This window comes from Bradyrhizobium sp. P3_C3 (assembly GCF_056402655.1).
In genome coordinates, this window is record NZ_JBFUGY010000064.1 from 16,912 (window position 1) to 29,133 (window position 12,222).

Consider the following 12,222-nt stretch of genomic DNA (forward strand, 5'->3'; position numbering starts at 1 on the left):
GACTCGTATAGATTTCCAGCTGCCACGAAACTGTGCAGCCGGCAATACGGAATTACCCATATTTCACGCTGGTTCTGCGACGCCCGAGCAATCTGTGATCTCGGTCCGTCAGTGCAAGTCGATGAATGCTGCGTATGAGGGTTTTCGAGAATTGTCGAATCTCAGGAGTCCATAGTAGCAATCGGGATCAGCCTTACCCTTCGGACACCAATCTCTGAAGTTGTACCAGAAAATCGGTCCAAAATTCGACTTTTCCGATGCTAGACCGAAGGCCGATTTGAGAAGCTGGACCTGAGCCGTCTCCGAAATGACCGTGTTTGCCTCTCCCTCGGTCGGAGCACCATACTCCGTCACCCATATGAACTTGGCCTGATCCTGGTACCTGGCCATGATCCCTCGCAGACCCTCCGAGCTTTCCATCTGCTGCCAGGAATTTCCATTTGCCCGATCAGGGGGGCTCGGAGACGTATATGGATGATTGCCGACAGCATCGAAGAACGGTCGCGCCCCGTTCCTGTATAGCGCATCAAGGAATTCTGCAGCGCGCATGGTTGTGCCGGTGTTATTTGGCTGCGCCAAGCCGCCTGATACGACGGTGGCGTCACTGTCGACGTCCTTGATGGCTTCGTAGGCAGCCTTAAGCAGTGCAACATACTGAGGGGGTGACGGAGCCGGCGCCCAGCTGCCGCCGAGATTTGGCTCATTCCATATCTCCCAATGGTGAACACCGGCAGATGCGTACCTTGTCGCCAAGTATGCAGCGAACCGGCCGAACGCACCTGGGTCGGCCGGCGGATATGCCGGCGGCTTGTGTCCGCCGTTCGCCCATGCGGGACAGAAATAGATCAGGCCCAGAACGGAAATATCGAACTCGCGGGCTAGAGCGACAATTCGGTCATGCTGCTGGATATTGTACCTATCCTGACTCTCCGGCTGGATGCGATTCCAGTCAAACTCCACTCTCAGCCATTTGACGCCAACATCCCTGAACTCTGCAAACCGGGATCGGAGCTCCCACGGCGGCATGAAGAGAAGATCGCCAGCGTTCATACCCTTCTGCAGAGGATCGGACCKGCAGATTGACGGGAAGCCAAGCACCACCAGCAAAACGACGAACCTCGCCACCTGCTTCGCCAATCCCAGGACTTGCCTGCCGTTCCCGCCATTCATCGTCGCTTCCATCGAGCATCTCATTGTTCTATGTGTATCATATATTCGATCGAGTTTCTCCGAACTCGATTGCGCGACCAACACTGGTCTGGACGAATGCGCGTAGTTCATATTATGGCCGACGGAAATCCTGGAGGAGGTCCAGTCGTCGTAGAAACATTGTGCGCCGGGATGGCAGCAAGGGGCGTTGAAACCGCCGTCATAACCCAAACCGGAAGTCACTTTTTCTACCGCGCCAACGCCAAGGGGTGGGCGACATTTGGCCTCGATTTCAGCCGTCGGCAAAACGTCATCGGGATATCGCGGGAGATATCGAAGTTGCTCGAGCGCGAAGCGCCGGATGTCGTTCACGCCCATGGCGCAAGGTCGGCACTGCCCGTATCTCTTCTGCCTCGGAGCAAGCGTCCCGCCCTCACCTACACGATTCATGGCTTCCACTATGACCGAAAAGGTACCGGCAGCCGACAGTTCTTCAAGCTGATGGAGAAGCTGTGCATCAGCCGCGCGGACCGGATTATCCTTGTCGGCAAGGCGGATGAGGCTTTCGCTCATAAGGAAGGACTGGTCGACGATCCCCAGCGGTGGAGCCAGGTCTATAACGGCGTTGAACTGCCGGCGGGATGCACAATCGCCCCGCAACCCGAATTCGACATCGTCTTTGTGGGACGCCTGCATCCCCAGAAGAATCCGCTCGCACTGCCGGCGATTCTGGCGGCAATGAAGAGGCCACACGTGACGATGCTAATCGTCGGCGGCGGTGAGCTAGAGGCATCCGTGCGCGAAAGTTGTAAGAGACTTGGGGTCGAGTCCCAGGTTACCATGGCCGGTACGAGGTCTCGAACTGATGCGCTTGAGTTGATGTCTAGGTCGCGTATCTTTGTACTGCCCTCGCTCTGGGAGGGCGTTCCGGTTTCGGTGGTCGAGGCGATGAAAATGGGGGTGCCGGTCGTCGCATCAAGGATTGCCGGCAACCAGGAACTTATACACCACGGCGAGACCGGACTGCTCGCCGACCCACAGCTCCCCGCAGAATTTGCAGAACATATCTCGTCGCTCCTTGACTCCCCTCAACTGGCGCAATCGCTCGCCGCGAGGGCAGCGTCGTTTGCGTCAACGGCATTCACGATCGAAAGCCAGGTGACGGCGCATCTACGCATCTACGAGAACGCCATTTCGCAAAGTCGCCTCCGTCGCCCGCGCTGAAGACGGCAATCGGCATTCAGCGATTGCGCAACTGTTCAACCAGACTAGGCGCGAAATCGGGGTTTCTCCAAAGATCCGCCAGCGCCGTGGTGATGTTCTGCCTTGGGGACCAGCCAAAATCGGCTTGAATCCTGGCAATGCTCGCTTGCAGAAATGGCCGGTCGACCGCCCGGGCGCGCAATGCATCATGCTCAACTTCAATTGGAAGCGCCGTGAGCGACCGAAGTTCATCCAGGATCATTGACACCGAATATTGCTTGCCGGTGCCCAAATTGACCAGTTTCGTTTCTCCAGCGGGAATGTCGCCATATAGCGCAACCCGTCCGAACCCCTCCGCCGCGTCCTCAACGTGGATGTAGTCGCGCTGGGGCCAGACATTCCCGAGCCTGATCCTGGTCTTCCCCGCCTTTAGCTGGTGGACGATTTCGGGCAGGATATGCGGGCTGGTTTCCCCCGGCCCAACCACGTTGAAAAGCCTGACAATTGCTCCTTGGAGCCCTCTCTGTTTGGCGAAGTATCGCACATAATGCTCGGCGTGCAATTTCGTCATGCCGTAGACGTCGGCTGGCTCCACTGCCGAGATCGTCTCATCGTGAGGCGCATTGTCTGGTTGATAGACCGCGCCGCTGCTGGCGAAAACAAAACGCGCGCCGGCCGGACATGCGCGCACAAGATTCATCGTGCCGAGGACGTTGACTTCCTCGGCATGCACGGGGTCGCGTTCACACTCTGGGATGAAGTGAATTGCGGCAAGATTGATGATGACTTCGGGACGAAATCGCTCCATGACATCCGATACCGAGCGCCAATCCCGAATATCGACCTTCTCCAGCACAATATTGGTACTCTCACGCTCGCCGAAGCGATTCCCGAACTTCAGCGCGTCTACGACACAAACGAGGTGCCGATCCAGCAACTTTCTAACCAGCTGGCGCCCTACGAAGCCAGCACCGCCCGCAACCACAATTCTCCGCTTCATACGGCACTGGCTTCCCTGAAACGGCCGGAAATGGATAGAGGTCGATCGTCGGGGGCCGGAGCAACCAATTGCTCAAACGTATCCGCTATCAAAGTCCAGGCGAGCCCCTTTGCCGCCGAACGGCCTGTCTCGGAGTAGTGGTCCCAGCGTGCGATCACGTCACCCACGCCTTGGGCAAGATGGTCCGGAGCCGGAAGTGTCACCACTCCGCAATCATAAAGGCGCACGACATCCTTTGTGCCGTTCATTTCATAGTCGCATGTAACGACTGGAAGACCGCTAGCCATCGCCTCGGCGACAACTCTCGGAAAGCCTTCCCGCAGGCTCGAGATAACAAGAGCTTCGGATTTGGAAAAGAGTTCGATCTTCTCGCGATCCGAGACCAAGCCAGGCAGGACAATGTCGGACGCGTATCGGGAAATTTTCGCCCGTTCTCTGATGTCGCCAAAAGCGGGCCCATCGCCTGCCAGGGTGAGCGAACCGACGTAGCCCCGATCCTTCAGCAACTCAAAGGCTTCGATCAGCAATGGAACGTTCTTGTGGGAAGCCATCCGGCCGAGATAGCAGATCCCCGAGCGCCTACTCCGAGGAAGCGAGCGATAGAGCTCGATATCAATTCCACTGGGGAGCGTATGCACCGGACCGACGCAAAATTTGTGGATAGCCTGGCCGACAGCGTCACTCACCGCCACGTTTCTGGCCACGAAACGCGGCAGGAGGGCTTGAATGGTTCGGTTGAAAAGCCCGGTACGAATTTCACACCAATGCATCACGGCCTTGGCGCGCTGCGATTTTGGGATCGTAACCGCATGCAATAGCGGCCACTGATTCAACAACAGCACATCGTAGTTCGATTCTCTGGCAACTCGACGAACGTGCAGCGCATACTTGATGATCGTCGGCCACGCCCGCTTCATCATTTTGAAGCGCGGGGATTTGTAACAGGCATCCATCGGGTGCCGAAAAATCGTTATCCCGTCCATGTTCTCCACGGCCGCCAGATCGGACGTGTGCCCGATACAATGGACATCGATCGTGTGGCCGTTCTTGGCGAGTTGTCGGGAAAGCCCTTCAAAGAATAGTTCCTGTCCCCCCACGCTCGGTGCGAACAATTCAATAAATACTCCAATGCGCAAGCGGTACCGCCTTTCAATACTCGATACGAAAAACTAGTTTCTCGCGGAAAACGCCATTGGCTGCCTAATAGTAGCCAAGATACGACATTAGTCGCCCAACTTAAGTCGCCCAACTTATGACTGTTTTTTATCATAATATGGCGAGCTAGTGAACAGTGAAAATGTGGGCAGTTTCACCATCTGCTACGAAGGGCGACTGGCAGCTGCACGGGGCAAACGGATCTTTGGCGCCTTGCAAACGGGGAGGTGCGAAGTTCTTACTCGGTAAACGAGGCCCCTCCCTGGACATGGCGCCCCCTAATTCGCCCTCGCTGGTACGCGGAGATGTAGGCAAACACGAACGTCACGACTGAGGTTGGATCGAAGAAGCGGATCTCTGCCACGTTGAGAATCAGAAAGAAAATCAAAAACCACTCCGAGAAGTTTTCGGGGCGATCGATGTAAGGCCGCTTGATACCTGATGGTGTTTGCGCCCTGAGAAGGGGCTTAGAAACTGCAACGAGGGTGGCCGAGAGCCCCACCATCCCGAGGTCGAGAAGACATTGCAAGTAGCCGTTATGGGCGCTTAATTCAAACTGTAGGGTCTTGTCCCAGAACAGTGATCCGGGGGAATTTGGCCCCAGCCAGAATATGCCATAACCATATCCCAGCAGCGGCTTCTGCGTCGCCATCTCAAGGGCAAACTGCCAGATGTTGGTTCGTCCGGATAGGGTCACGTCCCTACCGATAATAGACGTAAAGGCATCGGGCGCCGCGACCAGAAACAGCACGCCGCCGACGCAGATCACCACGGTGAGCACGACCAATTCCCGCGGCCGCAATCCCAATCGGGATCTTGCGTAGGCCCAAGCGGTCACGAATCCAATGGCGATCAGCGGCGTTGCGGAGCTCGCCAGAAGCAACGATAGAACACATGCCCCGGCACCACCAAGCTGAATAAGCCGGCGACGACCCGTWTCCCTGACGGCGAGCGAAAGAAATGCGAGAAAGCCAATGCCGGCAAATTGACCCAGGATATTCTTGTGATTGAAGAGCCCGCGAAGTTGACCGTTGGTGTCCAGAGCCTTGTCCGGGGCGATGAGCAACCATATGAACGAACCCGCCAGGGCAACGATCACTGCGATCTGCACCAGCTTGGCAAAACGGTACGAACTCAACCGACTGGCGACATACGTTCCCACCGAGAACGTCCCGAGCAACCCAAGCGCCTTTCTGAGGGTCGCCATGGGATCTGACGACCAGGCGGCGGACAGGAAGCAGATTGCGATAACAATTGCGGCCGGCCATCCCAACCGTCGCAGATTCTCCTTTGGCCTCGCGTGTGTCAGCAGATAGACCGAACCGAGAAAAAACGGGGCGAGCAGCGCCTGCCGTATGACATCCCCAGCCGTGTCAATGTTCACGACATCGAGATAACCGGGCTCATACTCAGCCTGAAGACCGGTCACRCCGGGCACGATATCCGCAGCGATCAGGAGATAGCAAACCAAAGTTGAAGCAAATAGCACCTCGCTCAGCCGAGCGTTCGCCATGAGTGAGTGCGGTCTCGTCGTCTCGAACTCAACCATCGACGGCAAGCTCGCCGTGCGCCATGCCAGGCCGGGTTCGCTCCCGCAACAAAGCATGCGCAAACTCGTTGGGGTCACTGGTCACGATCGCATCGGCGAGCAGCTTGTTCGGCAGTCCACGCACACCGACGGGAGTGCTGACAATCCTCTTTCCGAACGATAACGCCTCCAGCACCTTGATGCTGACGCCGGTGCCGGCGCGAAGCGGCACCGCGGCAACACGAATAGCGCTGTAGAATTTCGATACGTTGTCCAGGCGGTTCCATACAGTGATATTGGCGACCCCCTCGATGAGCGGCCCTACCTTGCTCGAGATGCCCCCGGCAACCAGCATGCGAAACTCCGGCGCCGCCTTCCGGATGATCGGCAGTATCACGTCCCGCAAGTACAAGACTGCGTCGAGATTCATCACGTCATTCGAGCCAATGAAGCCAGCATCGAACGCTTGAGCCGCTGTCTCGTGGGCTTGTTGAACGGGGGCGACGTAGGAAAATGGCTTGTGAGAGAGCTTCGCCGTCGATTGATTTAAGGCTGAGTAGTTGGCGAATTCATCGGCAGACTCCACGCGCACCAAATGGCAAGCGTCGAATATTTCCGCTTCAGCCTGCCGCGAACGTGCAACGTCAATTCGCTCGAGGAAATGCCTTATCCAGGCATTTGCATGATCGCGCAGGATCTCCGGCAAATTCAGCACATCAAACAATCTCTGATATGTCGCGCGGTAGGCGATCGCTCGGTTGACAAAATCATCGTGAGCACTCATCACCACTAGCGGTTTTCGGCTATTGGACAATTGAGGTAGGACCCGACCGAGCAATTGAACCGATTGCGGCTTGGCGAGATAAATCACGTCGACCTGCCACTCGTTCAACCTCCTGGCGATCCATCGCGAGTTTCTGACGGTATTGGTAAACAGAAATGGGTGGGACGACAGGACATTGCCGGTCAGCGCCCGCTGCACCTCTCTCCAGACTTGACCGATCGCACCAAGCGGATGCCTCCCGCGATTCCAGCCAGGCAACAGGAGAAAGTCCGTAAATTGCTCCTGATAGGCCGAGTTCACTTCGCTCGATCCCGCCAACTGCGGGTCCCGGAAGAACGAAACGCAATAGACCTTCCAGCCTCGCTTTTTGTAGGTCTCGACTATGGTGTAATACAGCCAACCCGACGCATTCTTGGACGGTAAGGGAAGGAAGAGTTCGTCAGTCACGAAGAGTATCGAGCGCCTCGTCATTGATTAACCTCTGATCGCAATACCTGGGCATTCGCCCCGTAGATTGATAACGGATGCGTGCCGGCGACAAGCGGTGGCACGAACAGGACAGGTGGGATGATCCGCAACGCATTCATCAAGCGGGCGATAGGCGCGCTAACGCTGTTGTATTCCGGGACATTCCTTGCAGCCTTATTCAACTTTATTGCGCAACTGACATTGGCTCGATCTATGGATCTGGAGGCTCTCGGTACGATTGCCGCCCTGTCGTCTATCATAAACCTTTTAGCATTGATTGGCATGGGAGGAATGAACTGGTTTCTACTCCAAGTGGTTGGGAGAGAGAGCGAAGAAGCTGTTCGCTGGTACTTTCCCGCCGCGCAACTCGTGGCACTTCTCACCGGCCTCGGCATCGCCGGCCTCGTGGCGTATGCGCTGACGATCGCAAAATTTCCCGCTTCCGAACGATTGCTGTTACTGGCGGCCTCCGTTCCGATCCTGTTGGGACAATTGGCTGTAGAACTGTCGTCGGTCCGCTATCAGATCGAGCGGAGCGCCGGTCAGGTCGCCTTTTGGCAGATCGTCACCCAGCTTGGGCGCGCAGTGGTCGCCCTCTGCCTCAAAGCATTCACCATTTCAAGCCTGCGGGCAGTGCTCGTGGGATTTGGAATGATGGGAGCGATCGCCGTCATTTGGAGCCTGGTTGCGGTTCCGGCGCGATCCTGGGGGCGACTTCTGAAGAGCTATCGGCACCCCCATCCCTCGGTGCTGGAGACAGCCCGCTCGGCTGGCCCCTTTCTGTTGTTCGGCGCGATCTATCTCATATTCTTCCAGGGGCCGATTGTGGTTCTGGAGTACATCCGGGGCGGGACCGAGACTGCGCAATACAACATCGCATTTCTCATTGTCTCTGCGGTGATGATGTTTCCCTCCGTCTTCTACTCTAAGTTCATCGCTGAAAGGATCTTCCACTGGGGCCATCATGACCGCGCAAAATTCGCGGCCGCATTCTATGTGTCAGCCGCGCTTATGGCCTCGGTTGGCATCCTCGCAATGGCCATCCTCGTGGCCACCGCTAGCAGGCTGATTCCCTGGATGTTCGGATCGAGATACGTTCCGTCTGTCGACCTTCTGCTGGTAATGAGCATTGGAATTCCGACAAGGTTCCTGCAAAGCGCTTACAGTTCGCTGCTCGTGACCGGACCGCAGACGATACCGCGAGTCATATACCTTGGTCTCGCAGCCTTTACGGCGATCACCGCGTCCTGCATTTTCGTTCCAGCCCTTGGCGCGTTGGGCGCCGCCTATGCGACCGTCCTGGCCGAGTTCGTGCTCTTCCTCCTGTCCTGGCGGGGGTTATCGATCCATGTCCCCGAGATCAGATCCATGGGCTGGCTCAGTCCGCAAACCATTAGGCAATCCATCGCGGTTCTGGGCGACAAGCCCGCACACTGAATTGATCTAACCAGACAAAGCGAAACTCCTCGAACCGTTTGTCGTCGGAGATGTTCTCCGCCTAGCTCGGAAAGAACATATAGAAACGGACCGTACGCAGGAAGCTTGCAGCGACGTATGTCGGCGGATTTCGATGAGCTGAGATCAGCTGCAACGCGCAAGCCACTCCAACCGCAGTCAGGGCGGACAAAAAAGAACCAATTGCCAGAAACAGCCATACGCTGCGCCCTGCGGTTTCAAATGGGACGGACGCAGACTGCGCGATCTTGATGGCCGAAAGATTGTTCTCCGTCATTGCCGCTGCGATCCGCTTTTCACCCGCACGCGAGGTGATTTCCGAAAGCTCTTGCTCTGCCGAGCTAAGCTGCCTCTTGAGGCGATTGGTTTCGGCCTCAAGGCTGGCTAGCGTGACAAGTTCCTTTGCCACGTTGCCCAACTCGGCCGTGTGAGCCAACTCTGCGGCGCGCAGCCCTGCGATCGTCATCTTCAGGGTCAGAAACTGCTGCGTGGATTCTTGATAGAGCTTCACAAGCAGCAACGGAGGATCGTCCCCAAATAGATTTCTATTGTAGGGTAAGGGAACTGCCGCTTCTGGCGCCGCCCTTGACGGATCGCGAGCCTGCGAAGCGCGAGCGGCGTTTGGCCTCAATTGGCCGATCTGCTCCTCGACAACCCTCAGCTCCTCCTGTCGCTGCGCCAGTTCGGTTCGCACCGTTGCCACCGACTTGGCGAGGTCACTCTGGCGGGTAAGCAAGAGTTTCTTCTGCTCATCGATTGCGTAAGTGCGATTTGCGGTCATAAAAACCCCCAAGACCCCGGCCGCTGTGGCTACCTTGCGCTGAAGTTGCTCCACCTCTCCATGGAGGAAATCAGCCGCTCCAGCTTGGGTGTAGAGAGCCCTGTATTTGCCCAGATAGCTCTCTGTGAGCGCATTCACAAAAGATGCGGCGAGACGTGGATCCTCATGCCGAAAAGAAACCCGGATCATGCTGGTCCGCGGTTCGAGCTGCACCTTCAATGCGCGAGCCGCCGACTTGAATGCGCGGTCCTCGTTTTTCATCTTCTTCTGGGCCACGCTCAGATAAGTTAGCAGCTCCGAGAATTCACCGTCCGGGCTCTTCGGGTACAACTTGCCGTCGCCGACATTCTGGATGGCCGACCTGATGACAAATTCGCTGTTTAGCAACTCAATTTGCGAGTTTACGAAGACCGAATCAAAGCCCTGATTGGCTTCGCTTTGCTTGCCGTTGTCGATGAGGAGGGACGCCGTCGCCTCGTATTTGGTATCGAGCATGGCATGCAGCAATACTGCAGAGAGAATGCCTAAAACGAATACTGTCGCGGAGATTAACCAATATCGACGAAGCGCACGAAGGACGAATAGCTCCAGGCTATCGGATTGCTCGCTGTCCTTTTCGGCCGCCCGGCGGTCCTCAACTTGCGGTCGAAGAATTAGCCGATAATCCTGTCGTGGTTCGAGACTGGTCATTGCAACCCCTATCCGCCGGTCCCAAGGATAGGGCCATGGACCGGTCGGAACAATGTCGATTGATGCTCAAATTACAGCGTTTCTGGTGGGAGTTTTGGTCATCGCGACCTCGCCTGTTAATCTACTGATTTTGCTTATCAAATTCAAATCGAATAATGCCCCCACAACTCAAAGATCGCAAAACCATCCCATTCTGGGCGACTTTGCTCGTCAATGCCCAAGTCCCGGGCGGTGATACACATTCAGCCTGTGTGCCGGCCGCTTTTGCGGAAATGGCTACCAAAGCGGTTACCTGCGATGCATTCAAAGAGACATACACATCTTAGTTAGGCAAATCATCTGGCCCTGCTCGGGACTGACCATTATGCTTAAGCTGTTACATTTCGAAGGTACGCTACGTAATGCCGGATCGTCACATCGCACTTGCAGTTGTCCTTGACACCGCCGGCCGTTATTTGTTCCAGCGCCGCGACGACATCCCCGACATCGTATATCCCGGAAGGCTTTCCTTGTTCGGAGGCCACCGCGAGCCGGGCGAGACATATCTGGCGTGCATCGCTCGCGAATTGCACGAAGAAATCACGCATCTAGTTGCACCCGAAAGGTTCGGGTTTCTGACAACCCTCGACGGATGCGGCGAGGTTGTTAAAGGCGACATCGTCCGGGGCCACGTATTTCTGGTGACAGGGATTCCCGCAGACGAAATTGTCGTGACAGAAGGTTCGCTCGCAATCATCGATCCCGATGAGCTGATGCAATCCCTCTCCCATCTCGATGGGGACTTGACGCCGGCATCCCGGTTCGGACTGAGGGCGTTTCTTGAACGGTCTGAAGTGAAGATGCACTGAAGCGGGTTAAGCGCCTTGCCAAGGCTCGCCGTCGAACCCTCGACGAACGCGAACTGCTTCGCTTCATCACAGAGTAGCCCAGCGGCATGAGAAGACGATTCTAATCTAATCAATTGTTAACCGTATCGCGTGAAGCTATGGACGCGGATCTCGTGATGCGCACCGCGCAGGTTTCGGTACGCAATCATGGCCATTCGCACATTGCTTCTCCTGCTCTTGTCCGTCGCACTTGGGAGCTGCGCTTCGCAGCCCACTTGGACATCGGCTCAAGGTTCGTCCAAGCCGGCCTCCGGCTCCTCGCCGTTGCGGTATCAATACGCGTGGGACGGTCTGGGGCAAAATCCTAACCTGCCTCGATCGCACCGAGTTCCGAGACAGATGAGCACACCCGATCAGGATTCCAACCTGCAACGAGAAGCGGTCGTAGCGGAGTTGCGCCCCTATTCAGCTGCGTGGTGGGTGGTCCACGACGAAATCGAGGCTGATCGGGAGGCAAAGATCGCCAGAAAACTGGTCATCTGCCGCGGATGCATTAGTTCCGAAAGCCAGTCCGGCATGACAGCGTCGATAGGCGGGCGCTAGCGCCACAGCGTCTGCAGATCAAATTCGATCCCGGACGACGACAGCAAGACCAAAACGCGGCAAAGATTCGTTCGGCGACGAGGCGACTGATCGCATGACAGCCCCTCTAGGCATGTAGCAGATATCCCTCTGCTGAGAATGCATGAAGCGCAACCAAATGTGCATGCTCGGCGGCAAGATGCGCGCTGGCATCGAAATCGAGTCCAGACTGATGTAGCGCTTCAGTAGAAGCGTGGTATCCATACGAGTTGTTGGATCCGATTTCCGGGTGGCTGGCGGGCGTCCCAGATTGGCCGAAGACGAACCCGTCGCCGGCGCTTCCAATCCGGAGAATCGCTGGAGCGGCAGTAGTTTGCGGAGCCGAGGGATGCGCGATGTTAAACCCGTCAACTGGCGGATCGATGACGAGGGTGCCGCCGTTTCCATCGCTTGAGAGATTGAACGTTGAATGGGTGTAGTCGCCGGCCAGCGTGATATGCGCGATGTGGTTCTGGGCGTCCGAGATGGTGAGTACCCCGCCCGATGTGTCACCTGAATAGGCGACTTTCGTGCCTGATCCGAACGAGATGTCCTTGAGAT

General features: G+C 56.6%; 10 protein-coding genes and 1 pseudogene. 4 read left to right on the top strand and 7 right to left on the bottom strand.

The annotated features are described in order from the left end of the window. Positions 1 to 108 precede the first annotated feature (108 nt). Positions 109 to 1,182, bottom strand: coding sequence for a cellulase family glycosylhydrolase (locus AC1DW2_RS39830; protein ID WP_477008776.1), 1,074 nt, complete (start codon positions 1,180 to 1,182; stop codon positions 109 to 111). A gap of 102 nt (positions 1,183 to 1,284) precedes the next feature. On the opposite strand from AC1DW2_RS39830, the gene AC1DW2_RS39835 reads away from it, so the two are divergent. Then, positions 1,285 to 2,373 (top strand): glycosyltransferase family 4 protein, encoded by a 1,089-nt coding sequence (locus AC1DW2_RS39835; RefSeq protein WP_477008786.1) that lies wholly within the window; start codon positions 1,285 to 1,287, stop codon positions 2,371 to 2,373. Positions 2,374 to 2,389: 16 nt separating this feature from the next. On the opposite strand, the gene AC1DW2_RS39840 is transcribed toward AC1DW2_RS39835, so the two are convergent. The 4 genes from AC1DW2_RS39840 to AC1DW2_RS39855 all read right to left on the bottom strand — a co-directional run bounded on the left by AC1DW2_RS39840 (position 2,390) and on the right by AC1DW2_RS39855 (position 7,266). Beyond that, positions 2,390 to 3,352 carry an NAD-dependent epimerase/dehydratase family protein gene (locus tag AC1DW2_RS39840; protein ID WP_477008777.1) on the bottom strand — a complete coding sequence of 321 codons (963 nt, stop codon included), beginning with the start codon at positions 3,350 to 3,352 and terminating at the stop codon, positions 2,390 to 2,392. After that, on the bottom strand, positions 3,349 to 4,488 hold the full coding sequence (locus AC1DW2_RS39845) for a glycosyltransferase family 4 protein (RefSeq protein WP_477008778.1): 1,140 nt from the start codon (positions 4,486 to 4,488) through the stop codon (positions 3,349 to 3,351). The genes AC1DW2_RS39840 and AC1DW2_RS39845 overlap by 4 nt, the downstream gene beginning before the upstream one ends. 257 nt (positions 4,489 to 4,745) lie before the next feature. Continuing rightward, on the bottom strand, positions 4,746 to 6,056 hold the full coding sequence (locus AC1DW2_RS39850) for an O-antigen ligase family protein (RefSeq protein WP_477008779.1): 1,311 nt from the start codon (positions 6,054 to 6,056) through the stop codon (positions 4,746 to 4,748). Then, the gene (locus AC1DW2_RS39855) at positions 6,049 to 7,266 is read right to left on the bottom strand and encodes a glycosyltransferase family 4 protein (RefSeq protein ID WP_477008780.1); all 1,218 of its coding nucleotides are present in this window, start codon (positions 7,264 to 7,266) and stop codon (positions 6,049 to 6,051) included. The genes AC1DW2_RS39850 and AC1DW2_RS39855 overlap by 8 nt, the downstream gene beginning before the upstream one ends. A 120-nt stretch (positions 7,267 to 7,386) precedes the next feature. On the opposite strand from AC1DW2_RS39855, the gene AC1DW2_RS39860 reads away from it, so the two are divergent. After that, positions 7,387 to 8,724, top strand: a complete 1,338-nt coding sequence (locus AC1DW2_RS39860) for a lipopolysaccharide biosynthesis protein (RefSeq protein WP_477008781.1) — start codon at positions 7,387 to 7,389, stop codon at positions 8,722 to 8,724. A 61-nt stretch (positions 8,725 to 8,785) separates the two neighbouring features. On the opposite strand, the gene AC1DW2_RS39865 is transcribed toward AC1DW2_RS39860, so the two are convergent. After that, complete coding sequence (locus tag AC1DW2_RS39865) at positions 8,786 to 10,213, bottom strand: GumC family protein (RefSeq protein ID WP_477008782.1); 1,428 nt, start codon at positions 10,211 to 10,213, stop codon at positions 8,786 to 8,788. Between the two features lie 401 nt (positions 10,214 to 10,614). Here AC1DW2_RS39865 and AC1DW2_RS39870 point away from each other — a divergent pair, with 401 nt between their 5' ends. Next, positions 10,615 to 11,061 (top strand): NUDIX domain-containing protein, encoded by a 447-nt coding sequence (locus AC1DW2_RS39870; protein ID WP_477008783.1) that lies wholly within the window; start codon positions 10,615 to 10,617, stop codon positions 11,059 to 11,061. Positions 11,062 to 11,439: 378 nt separating this feature from the next. Then, the gene (locus AC1DW2_RS39875) at positions 11,440 to 11,643 is read left to right on the top strand and encodes a hypothetical protein (RefSeq protein ID WP_477008784.1); all 204 of its coding nucleotides are present in this window, start codon (positions 11,440 to 11,442) and stop codon (positions 11,641 to 11,643) included. A gap of 106 nt (positions 11,644 to 11,749) precedes the next feature. Here AC1DW2_RS39875 and AC1DW2_RS39880 read toward each other — a convergent pair. Beyond that, positions 11,750 to 12,222: pseudogene (locus AC1DW2_RS39880) on the bottom strand (hypothetical protein); the annotation flags it as partial.